Below are 26,730 nucleotides of genomic sequence, written 5' to 3' on the forward strand. Positions count from 1 at the left end.
CCTGAGCCAGGATCAAACTCTCCGTATAAGAGTTGATTAGCTCGTAATTGACTTTACTAGCATGTGTTGACTTCGTTGGAAGTCCTCACTTTGTTTTTATTGTTGACGTTTTGTTGTTCAGTTTTCAAAGAGCAATTTTTCGTTATCGCTCAGAAGCGACTTTCTTAATTTAACACGTATCGTTTATTAAGTCAACATGTTTTTTTAAAAATTTTATCCGTCTGCTTCGAATCATTTTTTAAGACGTTTCGCAGCGACGGATATAAATATAACAATTATTAATTAAAAGATCAATAGTTTTTTATAAATTTATGATATTTTTTTTGAAACAGTATAATATCGGTGAAAAAGCTTTTGTCCTTTTGTTTCCATTTTTACAACTTCGATAATATTTTTTTCAATTAAATACTCAACAAGCATGCCTAGATCAACAGAATAAATACTTAACTCTGGGTGGATTAGGATGTCATTAAAAGACCAGTACTCTTTATCCTTCATAACATCAATAATATGATTGATCCCAATTTTTGTTCTCGAATGAATTAAGAATTCACTTGCTAAAAATAATAGCTCTAACCTTTTTTCTAAAGGCTCCTCACTATTAACAAGCTCTTCATACAATTTATAAATTTCAGGTTCAATTTGTTTAACCTGATGCCAAACTGTTACTTCAGGATGAAAGCCATTTTCTATAACAGCTAATCTAGCTAGATGATGCAAGGAGTGAACAACATGGTTATAGGCATCCAAATAGTTTTTATTTTCAAAAAACACTTTGCCGTCCATATAACGCCTTATGAGCTTAGCAAACTCTAAACCCATTTTTAATTTTCTTCCATAGAAGGGAAACTCCTGCAGCTCCATCTTTAAATTACTTACATATTCATTCCGATCAAATAATGTTCTGCCATTGTAGAGCCAATCAAAAATTTTCCGATTAGAACCAAGCATAATCCATTCATTCAATTGCTTTTCACTAACAATATGTAATGAAGCCTTTTTCTCCAGATATGAATAATGCTTAATGAAGACTGGTTGTTCCGCTTCTTTTACAATAATAAGCAACACAACATCAAACATATCCGTTACAGGCATTTCTTTTTGATTCTTTTCGATCATTAAAACGCCAAGCGTATTCACTTGACTCGCTCGTTCCTGATAAATAGGTCGAAGAATGTCTTCCATCATCATCCCTCCAATTTTAGATTTATTGCGTATTACTTCTACAATAAAGACAAAATTCCTTCATATTACGCATTTCTTTTCTCTCGTAAGGTTTCTCTTGCTAGTTAACAGTTTCTTTTATGTTATATAATGACTTAGGGGGGACATGGATGATCAAATACTCGAGTAAAATTAATAAGATTCGAACCTTTGCTCTTAGTTTAATATTTATCGGATTTGTCATCATGTACGTAGGCATTTTTTTTAGAAAATTTCCGTTCGTTATGACTTCTTTTATCATGCTTGGGATGCTTTCAATCATAGCTAGTACAATCGTTTACTTTTGGATAGGTCTGTTATCAACAAGAGCTGTTCAAGTAATCTGTCCTAATTGTGGAAAGAACACGAAAATACTTGGACGCGTCGATATATGTATGTTTTGTAATGAACCTTTAACTCTAGATCCTCAATTAGAGGGAAAAGAATTCGATGAGGCATACAATAGAAAAAACAAGAAATAAAAGTGTTCACAGCGAAAGCCCTAAAGGAGTTGGCTTTCGCTCTTTTATTATTCCCTAAAAGACAAAAAGTTGATAGCTCAATTGCCATCAACTCCAAATATTTTATTATTCTAATGCGCCTCTTTCGCTGTACAGTCGGGACAAGTACCATAGATCTCCATTCTATGATGACTTATTTTAAACCCAGTTACGTGGCTTGCAAGCTGCTCGACTTCATTAAGGCCAGGATAATGAAAATCAACAATTTTCCCGCATTTTTCACAAATAACATGATAATGATGAGTTGTAATAAAATCAAAGCGGCTTGAGGCATCACCATAGGTTAACTCTTTAACGAGACCCACCTCACGAAATACTCTTAAATTATTGTAAACCGTAGCCACACTCATATTGGGAAACTTTCCTTCTAACGCTTTATAAATATCGTCTGCAGTTGGATGTGACATTGAGTTTATTAAATATTCAAGTATCGCATGACGTTGCGGGGTTATACGTACTCCTGTTTCTTTTAATGTACCAAGAGCTTCTTTTAATGAATTATGTTCCACCGCCATGCACCTCTTTTCTAAAAGAAATTCTTATTTTATAATATTTATAAATAGTGTACTAAGATTTTGATACTTTTGTCAACAATACTAACTTAAATATGTTCTATTTCAATTAATTATTCTCTTATTTTCAATCCCTATTCAATCTTTTTCAGTCAAGCAATTAAGCTAAATGAATACAGCAAAAAAACAGGCCAGTAACATCGACTGGCCTGTAAAAATGATCTGAGGAGGTATGCCCTAATATAATCATATTCAGAACTTGTATTTAGGAATGGACAAAAGGCTACTTTTATTAAAAAATTACATAAATTTCGTTAAAAACCTTCAATTGGATAGCACGTGCCTTCCAATGTTCACTCCATTTTAAAAGCAATGGTACCACGCGATAAGAATTATCATTATAAATTCTGTTTAATGAATTCAAGTGCTTCGTCTACATGACCCTTTACTTTCACTTTTCGGTATTCTTTTACAAGCTTCCCTTCCTTATCAATGATAAAGGTTGAACGCTCAATTCCCATATACTGCTTCCCGAAGTTTACTTTTTGCTTCCAAACATCATACGCTTCCGCCACTTTATGATCAACATCGGCTAATAATAAGAATGGAAGTCCATGTTTTTCAATAAATTTCTCATGCTTTGTAATCGAATCAGGGCTAACTCCTAAAATAACTGCGTTAACTCCTTCAAAGCTCTCATGACGATCTCGAAAATCACAAGCCTCAGTTGTACAGCCAGGTGTCATATCTTTTGGGTAAAAATATAATACTATATTCTTCCCTAAAAAATCAGAAAGCTTTACTTCTTGTCCATTACTTGCAGGCAATTCAAACTCAGGAGCAGCGACTCCAATACTAATCGTCATTATTTTTCCCTCCGAATTCTTTTAATATAAACTTAAGACTAAACAAATAAGTAGGTATAAGCAAATATTTTTAATTATTCCTTCTCGACTTCCATGAAAGTTTTTGTCACAAAAACAGCAGGGATTGCAAAGCCAAAAAAAGCCTCTATTAACGCAAGAACTCTTCCTATTCCAACAGGTACAATTTCTCCATACCCGACTGAAAATAGGGTCATTCCACTAAAGTACAAGCCTCTCATGAATCGATTTAGAAAGGTCCTCCCCACGCCAAGACCATCATCTAGTACCACAAAACCATTTATCTCAAGCAAGGTATAAATTAAGCTGAAGCCAATTAGTAACGTTAAATAAATAAAAGCTAAGCTAAGAAAATATTCATAAGAAACCCATTTTCCTTTTATATTATACGGCAGAAAAAGGGTGCGTAAGCTCATTAACATACAAACGGACACAACTGCAATGGCAAAATATACACTCATATCTTGTTTCTCCCTCTCTATGAAGGTTATCTATACCATCTATACGCGTATTATTTTTGCGATATGCTGTGCACTGATTCTTAGCTCAATTCAAATTTAATTTCCTGCTCCTCTATATCGTTTAATACCCGTATTCCAAGTGAAAATAGCAATGGTAAAAAAGATCAAGCCTATGACCGGTGTAAAAAAAGCATAAAAAGTCCATTCATCTCTACCTAAAAAGTAGGATGCCGGATAAACACCAACAAAAGCAAAAGGTAAAATCCACGTTAAAATAAATTTAATCACATGATTATAAATATTTACAGGATACCGTCCATAGTTCCCAATGTTATACATCATCGGCATGATAGACGTTTGTCCATCTGACCAAAAGCTGATGCATGCAATGAGAATAAAAATACCCGCATATACGAGTACACCCCCTAAAACAAAAAGGATAAGGACGAAAGGGTCATACCAGCTTATGTCAAGATGTAAACGACTGCCGGCATAAAACATGATAATCAATCCAGTAATCGCTCCAAATAAAGACTCAAGCTCCATTCTCTCTAATACAATCTGGAACAAACTATGGATTGGTCTTGTTAATATGCGGTCAAGTTCACCTTTCACAATATAACGATCATTAAAATCCCAAATATTAAAAAATGCAGCGAAAACAGCAAATGGAATCAGAAAAAAACCATAAATAAAAATGAGTTCATCCCTGTCCCAGCCACTTAATAATTGTGTATGACCAAATACAACAAAAATAAAGACTAAATTCACAATCTGAGATAATAGATCTGAAAAGATTTCAACAAATAGATCTGTTCGGTACTGAAGCCTTGTTTTCATATATTGGGCAAGGTACTGAAAAAATATGGAGCAATAATGCATATCCATCATCCTCCTTGAATAATAAGTTGTTTTTTCGCCAATCTCCATAAAATCTGGATTGGAATAATAAGAATGATGACCCAAACCAATTGAAGAATGATAGCCTGAAAAGCCTCTTGTTGGCTAAAACCGTTCGTAAAGATCATACTTGGAATATAGCTAATTCCTTGAAAAGGCAAGAACTTAACAATTTCCTGAGCCCAACCAGGGAAAAAGCTAATTGGAATAAGGAGTCCAGATAAGAAATCAATGAAAATTCTTTTTGCCCGAATAAGACCTGTATTATTTTCTAAGAAAAAAGTTGTAATCCCTGTTAATAAGTTGATTTGTGTATTAATTAAAAAGCTAAATAATATTGATAGAAAAAACATCCCCCAATTTGATAGACTGGCTGATAACTTAATTGGAAAAATAAAAGCTACAAGGATCATACCAGGGACAGAAAAAAAGAGCAGACGAAAGATTCCTTCTCCTAACCCTTGCATTGTTTTCATAGCTAAATAGTTATAAGGACGTATCAATTCTATAGCTACTTTTCCATCCTTTATATCCATTGCCATTTCCCGGTCAATATTATTAAAGTAAAATGCACGAGCCATCCAGCCAACAGCGACATATGTCGTCATTTGCACAACTGATAAGCCTTCGATTTCATTCTTTCCACCATAAATCGATGTCCATAAAAAATAGTAAGCACCTATATTGATGCTATATATTAAAATGCCTGAATAATAATTTGTTCGATATGCAAGCATCATTAAAAATCGAATGCGTATCATTTCAATATATTTATCCATTATCCCACCCGTATTTTGTTTAAATTAAATAACCATTCCTTTTTCATAAATACTGCGAATGATTTCCTCTGTCGAAGTTTCCTTAATACTTATGTCTTTAATTTTTTTCGATCCCACAACAAGCTTCACGAGAGAAGATATTTTTTCATCATGATCTTCTATTAAAGCGGTAAATATTTGACTCTTCCCATCAAAGCTCCACTTTACATTCAACGCCTGCGTTAATTGCTTTAAAAATTCAATGTTGACTTCCTCTAAAAATTGGAATTCAATTTCCTTACCATCGGTATTTTTTTCTTTTAACGGTTTTAACCCTCCATCATAAATGATTTTCCCTTCATCGAGCATAATCACTCTTTCACACAATGCTTCGATATCTGATAGATCATGAGTAGTCAATAAGATAGTTGTTTGATATTTTTCATTAATTTCTTTTAAAAATTCGCGAATCTTAAGTTTAACCAGCACATCTAAGCCGATCGTTGGTTCATCTAAAAATAATAACTTCGGATTATGGATAAGGGCAGCAGCAAGTTCACAGCGCATTCTTTGTCCTAATGAAAGCTTCCTAACTGGTTTATCCAATAGAGGACCAATATCTAATGTGTGAATAACATGATTCATGTGCTCGTTATAATCCTTATCTGATACCTTATATACTTTTTTCAAAAGTCGAAACGATTCTTGAACTGCGATATCCCACCAAAGCTGGGAGCGTTGTCCAAAAACAACTCCAATCGTCTGTGCAAATCTTTCTCTTTCTTTATGAGGATTCATTCCATTGACCGTAATCGTCCCAGATGTAGGTGATAAAATTCCCGTTAGCATTTTAATCGTCGTCGATTTTCCTGCCCCATTTTCTCCTATATAACCGATCATCTCTCCTTGCTGCACGGTAAAACTGATATCATTTACAGCAGGAATAATTTTATATTGACGTGTAAGTAAGTCTCGAAAAGCTCCTTTTAATCCGCTTCTGCTTGCATGAGCTTTAAATTCTTTTTTTAAATGCTTCACTTCAATGGCATTCATTTTATTTACCTCCTGCATTTATAACTCCCAAAATAGTTTATCCTTTCAAAACTATCAGCACAACTAGAAAGCATATTTCAATTGTTTAACCCTGCTCAAAAATGATTAAAATCCTTGCGATTTGCAATGAGAAGAAATTATGAACCTACTCTCATGTATAAAAAAAGTGCTAAAATAGAGGGGAAATAAAAAAGGAGGGGAATTATGCAATTTGCTAATTCTGAACGTATACATAAGGAAGCACTCGAACATATTGTCGGCGGAGTAAACAGTCCGTCTCGCTCTTACAAGGCTGTTGGCGGCGGAGCACCTGTTGTTATGGAGCGAGCGAAAGGAGCCTTTTTTTTTGATATAGACGGTAATCAGTATATTGATTATCTTGCTGCTTATGGTCCAATCATTACTGGACACGCACATCCCCATATTACAGAAGCAATCGCAAAAGCAGCAGAAACAGGCGTACTTTATGGAACACCTACTACACATGAAGTGACATTTGCAAAAATGTTAAAAGAAGCGATCCCTTCATTAGAAAAAGTGCGGTTTGTAAACTCAGGAACGGAAGCGGTTATGACCACGATCCGTGTAGCACGCGCTTATACAGGCAGAGACAAAATCATTAAGTTTGCAGGCTGCTACCATGGGCATTCTGATTTAGTCCTCGTTGCCGCAGGCTCAGGCCCTTCCACGTTAGGGACTCCCGATTCGGCAGGCGTACCTAAGAGTATTGCTCAAGAAGTGATTACTGTTCCTTTCAATGATATAGCTCCGTTTAAAGAAGCTCTTGAAAAATGGGGAAATGAGATTGCAGCCGTTTTGGTTGAACCGATCGTTGGGAATTTCGGAATTGTTGAGCCTAAACCAGGCTTTTTGGAAGAAGTAAACGAACTAACTCATCAAGCTGGAGCACTTGTCATCTATGATGAAGTCATCACAGCCTTTCGCTTTATGTATGGAGGAGCGCAAGATTTGCTTAATGTAAAGCCAGATCTTACTGCTTTAGGAAAAATTATTGGCGGAGGACTGCCAATTGGAGCGTATGGCGGAAGAAAAGATATTATGGAACATGTCGCCCCTTTAGGACCAGCCTACCAAGCAGGGACGATGGCGGGAAATCCAGCTTCTATCCTTTCTGGTATTGCTTGTCTTGAAGTATTAAAGCAAGAAGGCATTTATGACTATTTAGATCAACTTGGAGCTAAGTTAGAAGCGGGTATATTGGATGCAGCTGCTAAATATCAAATTCCAATTACCATCAATCGTTTAAAAGGTGCATTAACTGTTTATTTTTCCAGTCAAGAAATTGAGAACTATGAACAAGCAGAACAAACCGATGGAGAAACGTTTGGCAAGTTCTTTAAATTAATGCTAAATCAAGGCATTAATCTTGCACCATCTAAATATGAAGCCTGGTTTATTACTATCGCTCATACCGAAGAAGATATCGAAGCAACCATCCAAGCAGCAGAAAATGCATTTGCTGCATTAATAAATTAATATCATGATAATGACCAAGTAAAATAATGGATCAGTGCCAGACCCTACTAATGGGTGGTCTGGCACTAATTGTTTAAGATGTTACAATGGTAATTATTATGTTGTATAATAAGATGATAGCTTACCTCATTTTTTTCTCCAAAATAAACTCCTTTCATTAAATTGACGCTTGAACTTCATGATCAATCCATGTATAGTACATAGTTGTTTCACACAAACTCAACCAAAGAAAGTAAAAAAGAAAGGAATTATTTTACTATGAAGCTCGGTGCACGCATTTTAAAAACAGGAATCGCTATCGTACTGGCGTTGTTATTGGCTGAACTTTTTAACCTGCCTACTCCTGTATTTGCTGGTATTGCAGCCATATTTGTTATCCAACCTACCATTTATCGATCTTATTTATCTATTATTGAACAAGTACAAGGAAATACGATCGGTGCGATTATCGCTGTCTTATTCGTACTGTTTTTTGGAAATAATATATTTTTTATAGGTCTTGCAGCTATTATTGTTATCACAATAAATCTTAAGCTAAAAATAGAAAAAACGATTGCGCTCTCACTCGTAACATTAATTGCCATTATGGATGCATCGACTGATTCATTTATTCAATTTGCAAGCATTCGTTTTCTTACCATTTTACTCGGGATTTTTTCATCATTTCTAGTAAACCTTGTTTTTATCCCGCCAAAATACGAAAATAAGCTTTACAATAGCATTACTTCTGTGAGCGAATCGATTACAAAATGGATCCGCTTGAATATTCGACATGCTTCTGAGCACAAGCTGCTAAAACATGATATAGAACAATTATCAGAGAGTATTATAAAAATTGACCAGCTCTATTTAATGTATAGGGAAGAACGGAATTATTTTAAGAAAAGTAATTTAATCAAATCAAGAAAGCTTGTTATTTATCGACAAATGATCTATACCTTAAAAAGGGCTATATATACGTTAAAAAAGCTTCATCGTTTTGAAAATGAAATTCAAAGCTTGTCTGAGGATTTCCAAAATATCATTCAGCAGCAATTAGATTGTTTGGTCCATCATCATGAGCATGTTATGTTAAAGTTTATTGGAAAAGTAAAACCGAATGTTACGTTTGAAGAAGGGAATATTCAACTAAATCGGAAAGAATTATTCAATCTATTTCTTAAAGAATGTAACGAAATGGATCAAGAAGAAGCATCAACACATTATCACTCCATGCAAATTGTTTCTGCGATTATCGAATACGATGAAAATGTTGAACATCTCGACATGCTGATTACAAGCTTTCAATCCCACCATAAAACCGAAACTGAAGTTTCATTACAACAGACTTAAGAAAAGTAAAAAGCAGCGGTGCCGCTGCTTTTTGTTTTTTCATCATTTAATGATCAAGCTGTTGAATTTGAAATAAATTATAATAACTTCCTTGTTTGTTCATTAGTTCCTCATGAGTACCCATCTCAACAATCTTTCCATGCTCAATTAACACAATTCGATTTGCATGTGTGATCGTTGAAAGTCTATGAGCAACAATTAAGGTTGTTCGATCCTTTGCTAGCTTTTCAATTGCTTCTTGTATTAAATATTCGCTTTCTAAATCTAGGGCAGATGTTGCTTCATCGAGAATAAGAATAGGAGGATTTTTCAAAAAAACACGTGCTATCGCTACCCTTTGCCTTTGACCTCCTGAAAGCTTTACACCTCTCTCCCCAATTTTCGTATCATAACCTTCAGCTAAATTGACAATAAAATCATGAGCATTGGCTGCCTTAGCTGCAGCTATTACTTCTTCTTCCGTAGCATTCGGATTTCCCAATAAAATATTCGCTTTTACCGACTCACTAAAAAGGATATTTTCTTGCAGCACCATGCCAATTTTATCTCTTACGGAACGGACTTTAAACGAACGGATGTCCATTCCATCGAGAAGGATACTTCCTTCAGTGACATCATAGAAGCGTGGGATAAGACTAATAAGCGATGATTTTCCTCCACCACTCATCCCAACAAATGCCACCGTTTCTCCTTCCGTAATATCAAGAGAAATATCCTTTAACACATAATATTCATTGACGTCATACTTGAAGCTGACACGATCGAATTGAATCCTCCCTCTAACATTCTCACATGGAATAGCATTTGGTTGATCTTTTATTTCATATTCTTCATCAATAAATTCAAACACACGATCCATTGAAGCAAAAGATTGCGTTAAAGAAGTTGAAGAATTCACTAATCTTCTTAAAGGATTATACAGACGATCAATGTAGCCAATAAAAGCGATCATAGAACCTAACGTAAGGGATCCATTAATGACTTGATAGCCTGAATATCCAATAACAAGTAAAGGAGCAACATCCGTGATTGTATTTACAACAGCAAAGGATTTTGCATTCCATTTCGTATGATGAATAGCTCTCATAAGGAAGTTTTGGTTATGTTTATTAAATTCTTTTTGTTCATGATCTTCTATTGCGAAGCTTTTCACGACAGAGATCCCCTGAATCCTCTCATGTAAATAGCTTTGAACCTCAGCTAGTGCTTGCGAGCGTTTCCTTGTTAGGCTTCTCAGCTTACCAAAGTAATATTTGACAGAAAACATATAAAATGGGAGCACTAAAAGGGAGATAAATGTTAAAGAAATATCCATTGTAAACATAATCACTATAGCAATGATAATAGTTGCTAAGTCTAACCATAGGTTCATCAGACCTGTTATGACGAAGGTTTTTGTTTGCTCAACATCATTAATGACTCTTGATATTACTTCTCCTGCTCTTGTATTCGCATAATATTTCAAGCTAAGCTTTTGGATGTGAGTAAAAAGCTGATCTCGAATATCATACAAAATTTTATTAGAAGTCAATTGTGCAAAATATTGTCGATAGTATTCAATCGGCGGACGAAGAATGACAAAAATAATCATCATTGTAACCATAATCATTAATAATTGATTCGTTTTATCATTCCGAGACAGCGTATCACTGTTAACGATATGATCAATGATGTATTTGATAACCAGCGGAATTGATAAAGGTAAAGTAAATTTAATAACTCCAATTAAAAGAGTCCAAAAGATTTGCAATCGATACGGTTTTACAAATTGTAAATATCTTTTAATACTATCCAATACGGATCCCCCTATAGCACTTTTCAAAACGGCCTTATCAATCCAAATAAAAGCCTGTTGAAGCAGAATATCAACAGGCGCATTTCCCATTATTTAGCCATGTCTGTAAGTTAGATATCTCTCATACCAAGTGTCGATAAAATCTGGTGCAAAAGGACCTTTTTTTTGCCGTATCCAGCATATTAATTGATTCACATTTGCTTTTAATATTTGGTCAATGGCACTAGGATAATTCATTATTTGTCGATGTCTTTCATATTCATCCTCATCTAATAAATGAAAGGTCATGTCTGGAAACACTTTAATATCTAAATCATAATCAATATACTTGACAGCTTCACCATCAAAAATAAATGGAGAACTTAAATTGCAATAATAATATATTCCATCTTCCCTTAACATCCCAATCACATTAAACCAATGCTGCGAATGAAAATAACAAATGGCAGGCTCTCGAGTTACCCAAGTTCTCCCATCTGATTCTGTGACAACTGTACGATCATTTCCACCAATGACTAAGTTTTGCGTCCCTTTTAGTACGGTTGTTTCATCCCAGATTCGATGAATGTGCCCATTGTGTTTATAGCTATGTATTTGTATTGGTTCACCTTCAGTGGGTACGCCCATTTTTTCCCCTACTTTCATTAATCGGACGCTTTGTAACCTATCTTTTTCTTGCAAGTACAACGTAATAAAATCCAACAAAAGGCAACAAAGAACAATTCCTTTTTCTATTATTATAGCGGTAAATGAATGAATTTAAAACAAAAGTGCCATATAATCTTTGAAACAACCTTTTCTAACAACTGCATAGATAATTTCGGGAGAAAATTAAAAGAAGGCACCTTCGTATGTAAGTGCCTTCTTTTTTTAATCTATTATTGGCCAAATTGACCGGAGTTTTTAGCTTTATTTGATTCAGCTTGTTGATTTAATTTTTTTACTTCTTGAGCGTTTGTTTCACTTGCAAACTCAGTTCCATATTGGCCTTGGCCAGATGCTGCATTTTGTTGTTTAACTTTTTGAATGTTAGTTCCAGCTTGAGTTTGGTTTGGTTGTTTTGCCATTGTTATCACCTCCACGCTCATTAATTTAACCAGTGTGGAGAAAAGTATCCCATAAAAACAATTGCAAAAATATCCAATTTTTTTAAACTAATAATGAAATGCCTCCATCAACAATGATGGTTTGTCCACAAATCATTCTAGATTCTTCGCGAATAAGAAACATAATAGTATCTACAATGTCTTCTATTTCTACCATCTTCCCAGCAGGAGTTTTAGATTTTGCTTCAGCCAACAGCTCTTCTCGATTTGGAAAGTGTTTTAATGCATCCGTATCGACAGCGCCGCCTGAAACGGCATTGACAATAATATTTTGAGGTGCAAGTTCTATAGCTAAATATCGAGTTAATGCTTCAACTGCTGCTTTAGAAACACCAACTGTTGTATAATTCTTCAAATAACGAATCGATCCTAAAGAACTTATACTCACAATTCTTCCGCCCTGATCCATTAATTTTGCTGCTTCTTGTGCACAAAACAGCAGTGCTTTGCTATTTATATTCATTGTCCAATCCCAATGAGATTCCTCAAGCTCCATCGCTGGTCTTAATACTCCTGATGCAGCATTATTGACAAACACATCCAACCGACCAAATTCTGCCTTGATTTCTTCAAACATTGTTTTAATCTTGCTAACATCACCAACATTTGCTTTAACGACCAATACTTTTCGTCCTAATGCTTTAATTTCCTCCGCCGTTTCTAATGCAGCTTTTTTACTTCTGGCATAATTTAGAACAATATCATAGCCATCACTTGCTAATCTTAATGCTGTAGCCTTCCCAATACCTCGACTGCTTCCTGTAATTAATGCTATTTTTTGTGTCATATTATTAAACCCTTTCGCTCTCAAAAATATTTGCTCAAAAAAAATACTTTTAAAAATTTATTCATTAGAGCTTTGATTTTCTTCATTTTTTTTCCTCTTAGCTTCAATTCATTTTAACTTTTCCATGAATAGAAGGCAACGAAGATTGAGATATTACGTATGTATGTATTAATTTTCAGGTGAGAGGAAGAGAAATATGAATGATGGACGTGACATGACTGAACTATCCATGCTTCCAAAAACAGAATGGAAAGATAGTGAATTAACCTTTTTTCATCACTCTTTCCAGCAGATTGCTCCCTATTTAAATGTTGAAGGACATACCATTCATAAAGAAATCATAAAAGAAATAGAACATCGTGGAGGACTAAGAAAATGATGATCCATACAATGGATGGATCATCTTCCTTATTCATTATCCTGAATAAATGCCTTTAATATTTTTTGATGAGAAACAGAAAATGGAAATCGCTCAATTTCTTCCTTTGTTACAAGTTTCAAATGGGATGTCTCTTTTGATAATTGAATGAGTTCTCCAGTATAAACTCGAATATTCCAGATCAAGTGTGAAAAGACATGCTCAATTTGTAATTCCATTTCATTCAGTTGAATATCAGCTCCGAAGTCTGTTTTCACTTTATTTTTAAGCTGATCCTTTTCATTAATAAATGGCAGATGAATTTCTATATTTGGAAACTCCCATAAGTTAGCAAGCAGTCCTGTTGCTGGCCTTTTATGAATAAGAATTTGTCCTTTTTGGTTTTTAAGTACAATTGCTGCTAGTTGAACTTTTTTTTGCTTTTTGTTTTTCGTTTTAACTGGCAAAGATTGTTGTTCTCCATTTTGAAATGCTTGACAATGTTCATTGACTGGGCACAATAAACAGGATGGAGAGGTAGGGGTACAAATTAAAGCACCTAGTTCCATTAAGGCTTGATTAAAATACGATGGATTTTGATGAGATATGAGCTTACGAACCGCTTCTTCAAAAATTTTTCTAGTCGCTGGCTTAGCTATATCTTCAAAGATCATTAAAATACGAGAAAGAACACGCATGACATTTCCATCAACTGCAGGTTCTGGCTTACTATAAGCAATACTTAGTATGGCTCCTGCCGTATAAGGTCCTACTCCTTTTAAGGAGCTAATTTCTTTTTGATTATCTGGAACCTTCCCATTATAATTTTCATGGACTTCTCTTACTGCCGTTTGCAAATTTCTTGCTCTTGAATAATACCCAAGCCCCTCCCAAGCTTTTAAAACCTCTTCTTCCTCTGCTTTAGCTAAAGCTTGAATAGAAGGAAACTTCTCCATAAAACGATTAAAATATGGAATAACGGTATCCACTCTTGTTTGCTGCAGCATGATTTCAGACACCCAAACCTTATAGGGGTCCTTATCCCTTCTCCAAGGAAGATCTCTCTGTTCATTTTCAAACCAATGAATTAACTCTGTTTGAAATTTATGAATATCAATTTTATCTAAAAAGTGTAATGGCGTTTTACTCACGTTTTTCCTCCATAATGTAATGAAAATAAAGATATTTGGGATTAATATTACTACTTAAATCATAAGATTTCATAAATTTTTCATTAATTTTATTAACTTAATTAATGTATTCATTTTAGGCTGTTAGTACAAGCATTTTGCTGTTAAACTAATGCTAGGGGTTAAGAATTTAATCCCAATAAAGGAGGTTCTTTTCTGTTGGATACTGGTACTCATATTGTAATGGGTCTTGCTTTAGGGGGACTCGCTACACTAGATCCAATGGTAGCAGGGAGTCCAGCTACTCAAGCTAGTGTCATGCTTGCTACAATAATTGGTTCACAAGCACCTGATGTTGATACAATTCTAAAGCTAAAAAACAATGCAGTTTATATTCGTAATCATCGTGGAATTACACATTCTATCCCGGCTGTCTTATTATGGCCCCTAGCCATTACAGCAGTTCTTTCTCCATTTTATCCAGAAGCAAATCTTTTGCATGTATGGATGTGGACCTTTTTAGCCGTTTTTCTTCATGTGTTCGTAGATATATTTAATGCATACGGAACACAAGCTTTTAGACCATTTTCAACAAAATGGGTAGCGTTAGGTGTAATCAACACATTCGACCCGTTTATTTTTGGAATTCACATCGTTGGCTTGATTCTTTGGGCGATTGGAGCGAATCCTGGTTATACATTTCTTTCTATATATGTGATTTTAATTGCTTATTATATCCTTCGTTTTCGAGCACATCGACAAGTGCTTGCAGAAGTAAAAAGAATGATACCAGATGCTATAGAAATCATTATTTCACCAACTTTGAAATTTCACAAATGGAAAATTGCGGTTATAAATAAACATCAATTTTTTGTTGGAAAATCGACACATAATCAGGTTCAAATTCTCGATCAATTTAACCGTATCCCAGTTCCTGAAACTCCTGTTTTGGAAGCAGCAAAAAAAGATAAAAACCTTTCTGCTTTTTTGTCATTCTCACCTGTTTATCGATGGGAAATCGACGAATATGATCAATATTACGAAGTAAAATTTATTGATTTACGATATAGAAGTAATGGACATTATCCCTTTGTTGCAATTGTTCAATTAGATGTGGAATTGGAAGTTCTTTCTTCGTTTACAGGCTGGATATTCAGTGAAGAAAAACTACGCAAGAAATTGGATATTATCCCAAATTAATGACAAAATAAAAACGATGTGTACATCCACATCGTTTTTTTAATGCAGTTTTCTCTTGTTTGTTTCTAAAAAATCTTTATATTTTGGATTGTTAGCTACAAACTCATGCAGCTTTCCCCCATAAAATTCAATCCATTGTCCAACAATTTTTTCAGTCGTTTCAGCTTCACTTCCTTCATATTTTCTTCCATTCTTCCCATATGTCGTTTCAAAATCTTCCCATAATAATTCAATCCACGTCTCGGCCTGATTAACAGAAATATATTCGTTCAATTCTAATAAACGGTCCACTAATTTTTTTTGGTATTCGTTCATCATTCTCCGCACCTCTTTCCAATTATTAATAAAGAATTTTAACATAGCTTGTAATCAAATAACGAATAATAAGAGTGCGTGATTAGCTTTTATTTCACGTGATATTTCAACCTCAGGAGGGCTTTATGCGTATTAAAACAACAAATTTACCTAATCCAAATGATAATAAATTCGAAGGTGAACCAAGAGCTAAAGCTGAATATGCCTCCAAAAGAGCGGATGGAACAACCAACACTCATCCTCAAGAACGTATGAATGCTTCTTCCCACCGAGAAGAATAAATGATTTAACAAACGATGAGGAGGTTGATTTAAAATGACAAATACAAAAAAGAATGTTCATAAAACGCGCTACTCAAATCCATTTACAACCCCATGGTCTAATCCAAAGCACGCTCATTCGCAAGTAAATGGAGAAACACAGCAAACTCAAGATCATATCATCTTGCACAAAGAAATGAGAAAAAGAGGGTAACAATTAAATATGGCTGTTCTAAGAAAAGAAATTCTTAGTTCAGCCTTTTCTTAAGCATTGAAATTGGGAGCGCCTCTTCTTTTATTTCATTATTTAGGCGATATCCCCAAGCAAATACGCCATTTAAATACTTAATTTGAAAGGAAGCACTTGGATCATTTTCAATTTGATATATTTCTCCAGCAGAAAAATCAGTGGGATTTAATAAATAAGCTTTGGCCATAGTTGCTTTTCGTTCTAATACGGCAAATTCATTAATCATTCCCATTTGTTCGGCTTTTTTCGCTTTTTCATTTAATAAGGAAATTTCTTGATGAAGCTCATAAGGGGTCATTTGACTATATCTTTTTTTCTGTTGCATATGACCTGACACTCCTTAAATAAAGCTTATTTAGTTTATTTCTAGTATATTGAATTTTCGAACATAAATAAAGAATTTCCTACTGACAAGTCTTTATAAGGTATAAAAATGGATCCATCTATCTTATTTTTCTCTATCCTCATTTAAAAATCGATTAATGGAATCAATTGAAAAACCTTTTCTAAATAATAATTGCTTCATTTTTTGTTCATATTCAAAGCCCGTATAATTTGACAACTTTCGCCGTGCTTTTTCTCCTTGATAGAGTAGCGCTTCGAAATCATTGGTATCATTCGTGTTACTCAATGCCTCTTCAATCGCAATTTGAATTGTCTCACTGAAATATCCTTTTCGTTGCAGCATTTGCTCTAGTTTTTGCTTTATCAATCTTTGAGAATCATTGCTATTTTTATGAAATATTTTCTGACTTATTTTTGTTGCTTTTTCTACTTGCATTTCAGGTAAATATTGCTGAATAGAATTTTCAATTAATGAATTAGATATGCCTTTTTCTTTCATTTCTCTTATAATCAAATCAGGTCCTTTGTCTGTTGTATTTATTTGCGATCGTACATAGGCATTCGCATATTCCTCATCATTTAAAAATTTATATTCATATAGCTTGATAATAGCTTCTTGAATAACAAAATCTCCCATATTTTTTTCTTGGAGATACTTTCTAACTTCTAATTCTGTTCTCATTCTTCTTGATAAAAAACGAATGGCTACATGATATGCTTTATGAATTTCATCATAATACTGTATTTCAGTTATAGTTAACTCATCTAGCATTGTCCCCTTTTTCAATTGATATTTAATTAATACATCTTCACCAACGCTAAAGGCATATTCTTCTCCGTCTCCCTTATCAAAAAATATGTTATACCGATTTTGATCATTTTTCTGTACAGAAATTTTACAAATTTCCCACATAGCTTTCCACACCTTTTATTTTCTATATTTCCGACGATTAACGTAATTACTTCAATACGCCATATAGGTTAAACATAAAATTCACGTCAGTTGATATAAGTCAAACATATGGTTGCACCACTATAACAAATGTACCATAAAAACCTGTAGTTATTTGAATTGATCTAAAATAATGGAAACAAATAAAAAGAAATGGCTATTTTCGTATAGATTGTTGCTTTTAAACGTGCAGCCTGCAACACTTCGCTTTCCGTGGGCGAGCGTCAAGCCTCCTCGTCGCATACGCTCCTGCGGGGTCTCGCCTTTCTCGCATTCCCACAGGAGTCTACGTGTATGCAGGCTGCTCTGAAACGTTTCTCCCAATGTTTTTTTTATGTTAAAAGCAACAAAATTTGAGAAAACAGCCAAAGAAATTAATGTGATAAAGTATCTTTTATATCAATGAAGGAAAAGGTAAGGAAGAAAGGAAAATTTTTTCGTGAGGATGATAAATATGGAAAAGAAAAAAAGAGATAAAATGAAGAGGAAGCTCTCTAGTATGCAGGAAGTACTTTATACTAGAGAATTTAAATTAGCTGATCAAGCTGCAGGATTTTCCGATAAAAAAACACGACAGTAATTGCTGCTTACTGCTGAAATTATTGGTAAAGAAAAGAGGGAAAGATGCAGAATATTGGTTTGGGCCCTCTTTTCAAAAACCAATTTACTGCCCTACTCAGTTTACCAGCTTCAGTTTTTCCCCAATTGCCATTTACCTATTTTCTCTAATCTAATCGCCTTATTATTGTAATAACAATATTTTTGAAAATATAAATTTCGATCAAATAGCAATACTGTTTTGTTAGATTTTCTAGAGTATTTATTTGCTTGCATTAAATACCATCTAATCTTCAATCTGATCAGCAGCTTTTCCATTCTATTTTCTCTCCTTCTCTACAATTATGTCATTTATATAATTTAGCGATCCTTTATAACGAACATTTTGGAATTATTAGTATTATTATAAGATCATGTACTTTGATCGTCAATTATTTTGTTCTTTATATAGAACCAATTGTTCTTTATCCTACTATTTGCTATAGCACTTCATTATCCTTCAAGTAAGCTATTCTTTTAGTAACCACGAAAATGTAAGGTTTGTTATAATGAAATGAAACCACCCTCTGCATAGTGAATAATAATATGCAGAAAAAATAAGAGACTTTTTATTTTCACATCGGGTGAAAAAAGAAAATGCTTTAGTAAATATTATGGTTAGGACTGATTCCTTACTCAAAAATTACTTTAAATAATTTCTAAAGGAGATAGTAGATATGACGAAAGTAAAGAAATTTAATGGTTTTATTGGAACCTATACGAAAGGAAAAAGCCAAGGTATTTACAGCTTCACCTTAGATACCGAAGCAGGAAAAATTAGTGAAATTCGCTTAGCAGCAGAATTAAGCAATCCTACATATTTAACCATCAGTAATGATAATCAATATCTTTTTTCTGTCATAAAAGAAGGAGATAAAGGAGGAGTTGCTTCCTATATTCTTAATGAAGAAAATAGTGAGCTTCATTTCATCAATAAGCAGCTTGAAACCGGTGCACCTCCATGTCATATTAGCAGCACCTTGGATTATCACCATCTCCTTACTGCTAATTATCATAAAGGAACAATTGAATATTATTTAACAAATAAGGATAACGGAAATATCTCCCCAATTCAATCAGTTATACAGCATGAAGGTTCAGGCCCAAATCAAAATAGGCAGGAAAAGGCTCATGCACACTTTGCTGGGTTTACTCCTGATGAAAAGTTTGTTGTTGCGGTTGATTTAGGAATTGATAAAATTATTACATATACGATCGTCAATGATGAATTAAAGGAACAAAACAGCCTCTCTGTTAAACCTGGCAGTGGTCCTAGGCATATCACATTTCACCCTAATGGATTATTTGCTTATGCAATGACAGAGCTTAGTTCAGAGGTGATTGGGTTAAAATATGATCAAAAAGATGGTAGTCTTCAAGATATTCAATATATATCTACCATTCCAAATGATTTTGTTGAAAATAACCAAGGGAGTGCCATCCATATCTCTTCAGATGGTCGTTTTGTTTATGCTGCAAATCGAGGTCATGATAGCATCGCTGTTTTTAGTGTCCATCAAGAAACAGGAGAGCTTTCATTAGTAGAAATTACATCTACAGAAGGGAATTGGCCACGTGATTTTATTTTAGACCCTACCGAAGCCTTCCTTGTTGCATCAAATGAACATTCTGAAAACCTTGTATTGTTTTCAAGAGATGAACTTACCGGAAAGCTTACTCTATTACAATCCGATGTATTTGTACCAGAGCCAGTATGTGTTAAATTTTTAAACAGATAATATTGGGTTAATCCTTAAGGTTTAAAGGCTCATTTTTTTCAAGAATGAGCCTTTAACCGTCTTTATGCTAAATGGGCCTGTTGGTTGTAATGTGAATTATTTTTTCAAAAGGAATACGTGCAAGAGTTGGATATCAGCAGACTTTTAATCAATCCTATATAATAGAAGAAAGTAGGTAAAAATGAAATATGATCGCTTGTTTAACACACATTCATAGTTCATCTAATACTCAAGTTATAAAACACAGCTTGATTTAATATTTTCGGGTATTAGATGGTATTTATAATGAAATGTATGCTAAAATAATCTCTAAAAGAAAGGCTGTTTTCGTATAGCTTGTTGCTTTAAAACGCGCAGCCTGCATACACTTCGCTTTCCGTGGGCGAGCGTCAAGCCTCCTCGTCGCATACGCTCCTGCGGGGTCTCGCCTTTCTCGCATTCCTACAGGAGTCTACGTGTATGCAGGCTGCTCCGAAACGTTTCTCCCAATGTTTTATTTGTCAAAAGAACAAACTTTGAGAAAACAGCCAAAACAAAAAAAGAAAACTTGATTTTCTGCCATTGAAAATAGGATATTTGCAGACAATCAATTTTGGGAATATTTCGACTTTGTTGAAATGAGCGGCTAGGTGCTTACCTCTTTAAGCTTGGTTCCAATAGTAAAATCATCAATTGTCCATCGAAGCAAGGTACTTCTCTGACTTCAAGAAATATATTCTTTACTTATAGAAAAGGAGGGAATGGATGTATGTTAAGCCCTTTAACAAGAACATCTCTTACAGAAGAAGCCCTATACCAAATAAAAAAAATGATCACTTCAAATGAAATTTCTGTCGGAGAAAAACTTCCCACCGAACATCAATTGGTTGATATTCTCAAAATCAGCCGATCAACAGTACGAGAAGCACTAATTACTCTACAATCAGAAGGTTATATAGAGATAAGAAGAGGACAAGGTGCCTTTGTGATTGATAAAGATGAATTTGATAGAAAGAAATTTATTGAATGGTTTAAAGCAAACGAGTTTAAAGTTCAAGAGTTGCACGAATGGAGAATGGCCATAGAACCGATGGCAGCCTCATTGGCTGCACAAAGAATAACAGATCAGGAATTATCTGAATTGCATTTAATAAATAATCGTTTCATAAAAGCTGTTCAGGATCGATATTTAACAGATATCGTTAAAGAGGATGAATATTTTCATGAAATGATTATTAAAGCATGTAAAAATAAATTATTTACTTTAACTTATTTTAATTATAAACCTGCTTTACATGAATATCGCCGTTCATCATTGCTATCTCCTCCAGCAAATCCAGATTTATCAATCGAAGCCCATCTTAAAATATATCATGCAATAAAAAGCAAGAATTCAACTCAGGCATATGAAGCGATGTTAGATCATATTAAAGAATCTCAGGGTGATATCATATCAACAGCACAGACAATCTTTTCTTCTAAAGAAAATTAATTAAAACTAATGATGAATGCATATTTATTTTACAAAAGCACTCAAATGAGTATAAAATTTATTTTTCTTACTCAATAAAAGAACCGTAAACTCTTTTCCATACAGAGTTTTACGGTTCTTTTACTAAGCATATTTGTTGCTGTTGATCAGGGTGCTTACACTTTTTATGCTGGTGCTGATGAATGCAAAGGCTTAGAGCTGGGAAGCTTCTCATTAATGATGAATGATCCAATTAATCCTAGAACGGAAAACATAGCTGGAATCCAAAAGCTGTATTGGTATCCTAGATTATGTTCTAAAACAAAACCAAAGAGTAGTGGAAGCAATACTGCACTTACAAAGCCACCGGTATTAGCAAATCCTGTTACTACTCCAACCTCTGTATTTGGAAAGGTTTGGCGTACGATAGCAAAAGTAAGAACACTAGAACCATTTCCATAGCCTATAATAATGTAAAGTGCAATCAGTATAGGCAATGGAGGTTTTCCATCTAATACAATAAATGTTCCCCAACATAAGAAAGTAATGGAGTGTATAAGTATATAAGGTAATTTTCTTAATTTTAAAAAGTCGGAAATGAACCCCGTTAATGGAGATCCAATAAGGGCACCAATTAATCCTAACAATATAAGCTGACTTGCCTCTATACGTGTCATATTGTAAACAGACATTCCATAGGGGATAGCCCAAGAACCAATAAAACCAACATACGTTCCTACTAAACCAAAGTGGCAGAGAAAAGCAGCCCATGATTGCCGATTGCTACATATACTTTTAATGATCGTTATCGGTTTTTTTTGCTGCCTAGGTTGTTGATTTGAGGTAGTGAAAAGCCCCTTCGATTGATTTGATCCTTTCATCAATACGATATAAACGAGAATCGCAACAGCACAAAGCGAAATTCCTAATGTGAAAAACGGAATTCTCCATCCAATATAAGAAATCCAGATCGTTAAAGGAACCGATGCCATGATCGATCCAATATTACCAAACATCCCCATAACTCCTAATAATCCAGCAAATTTATCTGCTGTAAAGTATTTGCTTAATATTAGGACAATATTAATTAAGATCATGGAGTCCCCGGATCCCACAAGCAAACGAGTAAATAAAATCACATGTTCACTTGGAGCGATACTATACAAAACAGTTCCTAACCCATTTAATAATATTCCTGTTATAAGAAGATATATAGGTCCATATTTATCAGCTAGCATGCCAACTGGGATTTGTAATCCTGCGTAAGCAAGAAATTGAATTCCTGTTAGCAAACCAAGCATTGAGGCACTAATACCGTATTCCTTCATTAACTGATCTGTTATTACACCTGGAGCTGTTCTTTGAACGACAATTAGGGTGTATGCTATTAAGACAGTGAAAAAAATAATCCATTTATATTCAATAGACTGTTTGACTATCAATGAAATACTTCTCCTATATATTAAAATGTAAAAAACGTTTTTTGATTCAAGTTTACAATAATTAAACTCGTTTCATCTAAATCGAAACGAGTTCATTTATTATGATATAAGCCGTATTTATTTAATTGGTAACAAAATTTAGAGATTCTCTGGCAATGTATTTTTTAATGTTTTCCTCTGTAATGCTGCCAATTCTACTAGCACATTCAAAGGTACTTCCTCCAATGTGAGGGGTACAGATGACATTAGGCAGTTCTACTAAGTCAAGATTAGGCGGTTCAGTTTTATAAACATCTAATGCAGCGCCGTTAATTTGTCCCTCTTTTAATGCTTTAATCAAAGCATCTTCATCAACAACTTCACCGCGTGATATATTTATAAGAAAAGCTGTTTTCTTCATAATATTAAAACTTACTTCGTTTATTAAATGATAAGATTTATTTGTTAAAGAAGTACTTATTACAATAAAGTCTGATGTAGATAAAAGCTCATTTAATTCGACAAATTCTACTTTTAGTTTTTCTGCTGCTTCGTAGTCTTTAAAATTTCCGTAGGCGATCATATTCATTCCAAAAGCTCCAGCACGCCTAGCTATCTCTTTGCCAATCGCACCAAATCCAATAATACCCAGCTTCTTTCCTAATAGATCATAACCCATTTTTATATCCCACTGGCCTGTTTTCACCATTTGATTAGTTTCAGGAATGTTCCTTGCAATAGAAAGTATCAATCCTAATGTTAAATCAGCTACAGATGAAGCATTTTGACCAGGTGCATTTGTAACTTGAATATTTTTTTCCGCAGCATAACTAACATCTATATTATCTATTCCTACCCCTTGCTTAATAATATATTTCAAATTAGCTGCAGCATCTATGATCTCTTTATCTACTTTTTCAAGGCCAACGATATAGATTTCAACGTCCTTAATATTTTCAATAATCACTTCTTTTTTAATTGGTTGATCTGAAATAAGACACTTTAAGTTGACACCTAACTTTTCAATATTTGTAGCTAATTCTGAATAAGCGTTAAAGAAATTCGTTGGCAATGTTAATAATGCCTTCACCATAATCTTGCCTCCAATCTAAAGCTTTAACTAAATCTCTATAGAAATTTTCTTGTTAAACGGTAACCTTATTAGAATGTTTCTTTGCAAAATGACAAATTCTCTTTACTCCTTCAACGATATCTTCATCACTCCCTGCAAAGGAAATTCGAATCATTGATTCAGCAGAAGGTCCGAAGGTAGAGCCAGGTGCCACAGCAACATGCTCTTCTTTTAAAATAGCAAGTGCTAATTCCATCCCTTTCAAGCCAGTATCCTCAAGATTGACTAATAAATAAAAAGCTCCCTCTGATTTATAAACCTTCATATTTTCTTCTATTAATATTTGATAAGCCTTTTCGAAACGTGTTTTATAAGTGTTTGTCATTTCCTGTACAAATTCAGGTGATCTTGGATCGTTTAATGCAGCTTCTGCAGCTTTTTGAGATATAGCTGAAGTACAAGATACTAATAGTTCAATATTAGGTATCATCGCAGTTGCGATATTGATAGGAGCTACTGCATAGCCAATTCGCCATCCAGTCATTGCATAATTTTTCGAAAAACCAAAAATACCTATTACTCTTCCATCTTCATCAAATGGCAATGTTGATATATGCTCTTTTTCGAAGGTAATCCCATCATAAATTTCATCAGAAACAATGTATAGATCATGTTTTTTTGCAAATTCAACAAGGCTTATGATTGTTTCTTTACTGAATACAGCCCCAGTTGGATTTCCAGGTGAATTGATAATAATCACTTTAGTTTTATCACTTACATTTTTCTCTAAATCTTTAAAATCTGGACTGAATCCTTCATCTGGATTAAGTCTATATCTTACAGGGACAGCACCTTGCCCTAAAACGACCTGCTCATAATTCGGCCATCCTGGATCAGGAATTAATACTTCTTCACCGATATCAACTAATGTTAACAATGAAAGGCATATAGCATTTATGGCTCCAGGTGTAACGACCACTTGTTCTGGAACAACAGGGACTTTGTACTGTTTTTCAATATGTTTTGCAATCGATTCTCGCAAAGAGATAAGTCCGGCATTTGGTGTGTAGTGTGTATAATTTTGATTGATCGCAGCTTTAGCAGCTTCTTTAATAAAGAATGGAGTATCAAAAGCTGGTTCCCCTACTTCTAAATGAATCGCATCAGGTACTTTTAATGCGGCCTCCATAACTTGTCTAATACCAGACCCTGGAATATTCTTTCTTATTGACATTGATTTCATTATTTTCAACAACCTTTCAAAATAGAAAACACTTTTTGTCTTCTAAACTTTTACTACTTCACTGTCTGTTGTCCGACAACGATACTTGTATAGTATCACATGAATTTCAAAAGAAAATAACTTTTGTTAGATTTTCTTACATTATTTTTTTGAAAATATGAATTTCAACTGGACTTTAATAGGAAATATCAATAATAAAGTATTTTCAAGTATGAAATTGTTGTTTTTTGTAGTATTAATCAAAAAAAATCATTCATGTAATATTATCTGACAAAATTTTAGATAAAGTTAGAAAAATTCCCTTAACAGAAATATTTTAAAAAAGGTTCATAATTTAAAAAGCTGAATGATAGCATCTTAAATAAAAGTTAATTAAACAAGGATTTCATATGATATTTAAAGTATTTTCGTCTATTTTAACTATAGAATTTAGATAAAAAAGAATAAAAAAAGAATTTGCATTAGTTAAAAAAGTATGTATAATGAAAAACATGGTAACGCAAAATGTTACAAAATACGTCATATTATGTGACATTATTAATATGACAAACTACAACAATGTAATAAAATTCCTAGATATAATTTTAATAGAAAAATTATATGGATATTATTATCCTTAAACTGGAATTTTTACATAATCATTTATTTCAAAGGGGGAAAAAAATGAAAAAATCTTTATCAGTATTATTTAGTATTATGCTCGTAATAGTACTTGCCTTAGCAGGCTGTACAAGCGGCGGAGACAAGGCTTCAGATAAAAACGAAAGCAGTGGTAAAAGTGCCGCATCTGGAAAAAGTCTACTTGATACAATAATCAAGAGAGATAAGCTTGTTGCTGGTATCAATGATGCAACTCCTGGATTTGGTTATGTAGATACAAACGGAAAAAACGTTGGTTTTGATATTGATTTTGTAAAAGCAGTAGCTGCTGGTGTTTTAGGAGATGCTACTAAAGTTCAATTCCGTCCCACTTCAGCACAAGATCGCTTTACCGCTGTACAAACAGGTGAAGTGGATGTATTAATCAGACAGACAACATGGACAACAAACCGTGATGCTGAAATTGGTTTAAACTTTGGTCCAGTTATTTTCTATGATGGTCAAGGTATTATGGTTCATAAAGAAAGTGGTATTAAAACATTAAAAGATTTAGAAGGTAAACGTATTGGTGTTCAATCAAGTTCAACAACTGAATTGAATCTAGCTGATCAAATGCGTTTAAACGGCATTAACTATGAGGCAGTTGTTTTTGATGCGCCTGATGCTGTTATAGCTGCTTATCAAGAAGGAAGTATTGATGCATGGACTACTGATAAATCAGGTCTTGTGGCACAGCGTTCTGTAATGAAAAATCCTTCAGATCATGTAATTTTAGAAGAAACATTATCGAAAGAGCCATTAACTCCTTCTGTTAAAGACGGAGATGATAAGTGGGCGGATGCAGTATCTTGGATTGTATATGCTACTATTCAAGCAGAAGAGTTTGGTATTACATCTAAAAATGTGGATGAATTCTTAAAAAGCGACAACCCAGAAATTAAACGTTTATTAGGAAAAGAAGGCAATCTTGGTGAACAGCTTGGTTTGAA

The 26,730-nt window shown here is 34.0% G+C and carries 30 protein-coding genes; 11 read left to right on the forward strand and 19 right to left on the reverse strand.

Annotated elements, in window-relative coordinates; genetic code table 11:
• Positions 1 to 309: 309 nt before the first annotated feature.
• Entirely contained in the window at positions 310 to 1,185 is an 876-nt protein-coding gene (locus tag FDO66_RS19600) for a nucleotidyltransferase-like protein (protein WP_141434345.1), read from the reverse strand.
• Between the two features lie 149 nt (positions 1,186 to 1,334).
• On the opposite strand from FDO66_RS19600, the gene FDO66_RS19605 reads away from it, so the two are divergent.
• Positions 1,335 to 1,685, forward strand: coding sequence for a YgzB family protein (locus FDO66_RS19605; RefSeq protein ID WP_141434346.1), 351 nt, complete (start codon positions 1,335 to 1,337; stop codon positions 1,683 to 1,685).
• 110 nt (positions 1,686 to 1,795) lie between these two features.
• Here FDO66_RS19605 and perR read toward each other — a convergent pair whose 3' ends face one another.
• The 6 genes from perR to FDO66_RS19635 form a co-directional block, all read right to left on the reverse strand.
• Complete coding sequence (perR, locus tag FDO66_RS19610) at positions 1,796 to 2,239, reverse strand: peroxide-responsive transcriptional repressor PerR (protein ID WP_141434347.1); 444 nt, start codon at positions 2,237 to 2,239, stop codon at positions 1,796 to 1,798.
• A 395-nt stretch (positions 2,240 to 2,634) separates the two neighbouring features.
• A complete protein-coding gene (bcp, locus tag FDO66_RS19615) occupies positions 2,635 to 3,102 on the reverse strand; it encodes a thioredoxin-dependent thiol peroxidase (protein WP_141434348.1) in 468 nt (155 codons plus the stop codon).
• A gap of 74 nt (positions 3,103 to 3,176) precedes the next feature.
• Complete coding sequence (locus tag FDO66_RS19620) at positions 3,177 to 3,581, reverse strand: ion channel (protein ID WP_141434349.1); 405 nt, start codon at positions 3,579 to 3,581, stop codon at positions 3,177 to 3,179.
• Positions 3,582 to 3,677: 96 nt separating this feature from the next.
• Positions 3,678 to 4,463, reverse strand: a complete 786-nt coding sequence (locus FDO66_RS19625) for an ABC transporter permease (RefSeq protein ID WP_141434373.1) — start codon at positions 4,461 to 4,463, stop codon at positions 3,678 to 3,680.
• A gap of 5 nt (positions 4,464 to 4,468) precedes the next feature.
• Positions 4,469 to 5,260: an ABC transporter permease gene (locus tag FDO66_RS19630; protein ID WP_141434350.1), complete on the reverse strand. Its 792-nt coding sequence runs from the start codon at positions 5,258 to 5,260 to the stop codon at positions 4,469 to 4,471.
• Between the two features lie 24 nt (positions 5,261 to 5,284).
• Positions 5,285 to 6,292 carry an ABC transporter ATP-binding protein gene (locus tag FDO66_RS19635; RefSeq protein WP_141434351.1) on the reverse strand — a complete coding sequence of 336 codons (1,008 nt, stop codon included), beginning with the start codon at positions 6,290 to 6,292 and terminating at the stop codon, positions 5,285 to 5,287.
• Between the two features lie 204 nt (positions 6,293 to 6,496).
• On the opposite strand from FDO66_RS19635, the gene FDO66_RS19640 reads away from it, so the two are divergent.
• Positions 6,497 to 7,789, forward strand: a complete 1,293-nt coding sequence (locus tag FDO66_RS19640; RefSeq protein WP_141434352.1) for a glutamate-1-semialdehyde 2,1-aminomutase — start codon at positions 6,497 to 6,499, stop codon at positions 7,787 to 7,789.
• A gap of 258 nt (positions 7,790 to 8,047) precedes the next feature.
• Entirely contained in the window at positions 8,048 to 9,121 is a 1,074-nt protein-coding gene (locus FDO66_RS19645) for an FUSC family protein (protein ID WP_141434353.1), read from the forward strand.
• A 46-nt stretch (positions 9,122 to 9,167) separates the two neighbouring features.
• Here FDO66_RS19645 and FDO66_RS19650 read toward each other — a convergent pair whose 3' ends face one another.
• The 4 genes from FDO66_RS19650 to fabL form a co-directional block, all read right to left on the reverse strand.
• A complete protein-coding gene (locus FDO66_RS19650) occupies positions 9,168 to 10,916 on the reverse strand; it encodes an ABC transporter ATP-binding protein (protein ID WP_141434354.1) in 1,749 nt (582 codons plus the stop codon).
• Positions 10,917 to 11,009: 93 nt separating this feature from the next.
• A complete protein-coding gene (gene ntdP / locus FDO66_RS19655) occupies positions 11,010 to 11,543 on the reverse strand; it encodes a nucleoside tri-diphosphate phosphatase (protein WP_141434355.1) in 534 nt (177 codons plus the stop codon).
• A 251-nt stretch (positions 11,544 to 11,794) separates the two neighbouring features.
• A complete protein-coding gene (locus FDO66_RS19660; protein WP_141434356.1) occupies positions 11,795 to 11,983 on the reverse strand; it encodes a gamma-type small acid-soluble spore protein in 189 nt (62 codons plus the stop codon).
• 82 nt (positions 11,984 to 12,065) lie between these two features.
• The gene (gene fabL, locus FDO66_RS19665) at positions 12,066 to 12,809 is read right to left on the reverse strand and encodes an enoyl-[acyl-carrier-protein] reductase FabL (RefSeq protein WP_141434357.1); all 744 of its coding nucleotides are present in this window, start codon (positions 12,807 to 12,809) and stop codon (positions 12,066 to 12,068) included.
• A 196-nt stretch (positions 12,810 to 13,005) separates the two neighbouring features.
• On the opposite strand from fabL, the gene FDO66_RS19670 reads away from it, so the two are divergent.
• The gene (locus tag FDO66_RS19670; protein WP_141434358.1) at positions 13,006 to 13,188 is read left to right on the forward strand and encodes a cytosolic protein; all 183 of its coding nucleotides are present in this window, start codon (positions 13,006 to 13,008) and stop codon (positions 13,186 to 13,188) included.
• Positions 13,189 to 13,217: 29 nt separating this feature from the next.
• On the opposite strand, the gene mutY is transcribed toward FDO66_RS19670, so the two are convergent.
• The gene (gene mutY / locus FDO66_RS19675; protein ID WP_141434359.1) at positions 13,218 to 14,318 is read right to left on the reverse strand and encodes an A/G-specific adenine glycosylase; all 1,101 of its coding nucleotides are present in this window, start codon (positions 14,316 to 14,318) and stop codon (positions 13,218 to 13,220) included.
• A gap of 198 nt (positions 14,319 to 14,516) precedes the next feature.
• Here mutY and FDO66_RS19680 point away from each other — a divergent pair, with 198 nt between their 5' ends.
• Positions 14,517 to 15,497: a metal-dependent hydrolase gene (locus tag FDO66_RS19680; protein WP_141434360.1), complete on the forward strand. Its 981-nt coding sequence runs from the start codon at positions 14,517 to 14,519 to the stop codon at positions 15,495 to 15,497.
• A 39-nt stretch (positions 15,498 to 15,536) separates the two neighbouring features.
• Here the strand turns inward: FDO66_RS19680 and FDO66_RS19685 are convergent, their stop codons facing one another.
• Positions 15,537 to 15,812 (reverse strand): YfhJ family protein, encoded by a 276-nt coding sequence (locus FDO66_RS19685; RefSeq protein ID WP_141434374.1) that lies wholly within the window; start codon positions 15,810 to 15,812, stop codon positions 15,537 to 15,539.
• Between the two features lie 125 nt (positions 15,813 to 15,937).
• Here FDO66_RS19685 and FDO66_RS19690 point away from each other — a divergent pair, with 125 nt between their 5' ends.
• Together FDO66_RS19690 and FDO66_RS19695 are read left to right on the forward strand one after the other, a co-directional pair.
• Positions 15,938 to 16,093, forward strand: a complete 156-nt coding sequence (locus FDO66_RS19690) for a small, acid-soluble spore protein K (protein WP_141434361.1) — start codon at positions 15,938 to 15,940, stop codon at positions 16,091 to 16,093.
• A 34-nt stretch (positions 16,094 to 16,127) separates the two neighbouring features.
• Entirely contained in the window at positions 16,128 to 16,286 is a 159-nt protein-coding gene (locus FDO66_RS19695) for a YpzG family protein (protein WP_141434362.1), read from the forward strand.
• A gap of 34 nt (positions 16,287 to 16,320) precedes the next feature.
• Here the strand turns inward: FDO66_RS19695 and FDO66_RS19700 are convergent, their stop codons facing one another.
• Both FDO66_RS19700 and recX read right to left on the reverse strand, forming a co-directional pair.
• Positions 16,321 to 16,647 carry a YfhH family protein gene (locus FDO66_RS19700; RefSeq protein ID WP_141434363.1) on the reverse strand — a complete coding sequence of 109 codons (327 nt, stop codon included), beginning with the start codon at positions 16,645 to 16,647 and terminating at the stop codon, positions 16,321 to 16,323.
• A gap of 123 nt (positions 16,648 to 16,770) precedes the next feature.
• Entirely contained in the window at positions 16,771 to 17,580 is an 810-nt protein-coding gene (gene recX / locus FDO66_RS19705; RefSeq protein WP_141434364.1) for a recombination regulator RecX, read from the reverse strand.
• Positions 17,581 to 18,073: 493 nt separating this feature from the next.
• On the opposite strand from recX, the gene FDO66_RS19715 reads away from it, so the two are divergent.
• Positions 18,074 to 18,199 carry a YfhE family protein gene (locus FDO66_RS19715; protein ID WP_141434366.1) on the forward strand — a complete coding sequence of 42 codons (126 nt, stop codon included), beginning with the start codon at positions 18,074 to 18,076 and terminating at the stop codon, positions 18,197 to 18,199.
• A gap of 110 nt (positions 18,200 to 18,309) precedes the next feature.
• Here the strand turns inward: FDO66_RS19715 and FDO66_RS19720 are convergent, their stop codons facing one another.
• The gene (locus FDO66_RS19720; protein ID WP_141434367.1) at positions 18,310 to 18,495 is read right to left on the reverse strand and encodes a hypothetical protein; all 186 of its coding nucleotides are present in this window, start codon (positions 18,493 to 18,495) and stop codon (positions 18,310 to 18,312) included.
• Between the two features lie 398 nt (positions 18,496 to 18,893).
• On the opposite strand from FDO66_RS19720, the gene FDO66_RS19725 reads away from it, so the two are divergent.
• Positions 18,894 to 19,955 (forward strand): lactonase family protein, encoded by a 1,062-nt coding sequence (locus FDO66_RS19725; protein WP_141434368.1) that lies wholly within the window; start codon positions 18,894 to 18,896, stop codon positions 19,953 to 19,955.
• A 748-nt stretch (positions 19,956 to 20,703) separates the two neighbouring features.
• Positions 20,704 to 21,426, forward strand: a complete 723-nt coding sequence (locus tag FDO66_RS19730; protein ID WP_141434369.1) for a FadR/GntR family transcriptional regulator — start codon at positions 20,704 to 20,706, stop codon at positions 21,424 to 21,426.
• Positions 21,427 to 21,590: 164 nt separating this feature from the next.
• Here the strand turns inward: FDO66_RS19730 and FDO66_RS19735 are convergent, their stop codons facing one another.
• From FDO66_RS19735 to FDO66_RS19745, 3 genes are all read right to left on the reverse strand, one after another.
• Positions 21,591 to 22,847 carry an MFS transporter gene (locus FDO66_RS19735; protein ID WP_309475295.1) on the reverse strand — a complete coding sequence of 419 codons (1,257 nt, stop codon included), beginning with the start codon at positions 22,845 to 22,847 and terminating at the stop codon, positions 21,591 to 21,593.
• 121 nt (positions 22,848 to 22,968) lie between these two features.
• Positions 22,969 to 23,919 carry a phosphoglycerate dehydrogenase gene (locus FDO66_RS19740; RefSeq protein ID WP_141434370.1) on the reverse strand — a complete coding sequence of 317 codons (951 nt, stop codon included), beginning with the start codon at positions 23,917 to 23,919 and terminating at the stop codon, positions 22,969 to 22,971.
• Positions 23,920 to 23,971: 52 nt separating this feature from the next.
• Entirely contained in the window at positions 23,972 to 25,141 is a 1,170-nt protein-coding gene (locus FDO66_RS19745; RefSeq protein ID WP_141434371.1) for a pyridoxal phosphate-dependent aminotransferase, read from the reverse strand.
• Positions 25,142 to 25,804: 663 nt separating this feature from the next.
• On the opposite strand from FDO66_RS19745, the gene FDO66_RS19750 reads away from it, so the two are divergent.
• The coding region (locus FDO66_RS19750) for an amino acid ABC transporter substrate-binding protein (protein ID WP_141434372.1) at positions 25,805 to 26,730 on the forward strand (926 nt) is incomplete at its 3' end.

Source organism: Bacillus sp. 03113 (assembly GCF_006546985.1).
Lineage (GTDB): Bacteria > Bacillota > Bacilli > Bacillales > Cytobacillaceae > VATK01.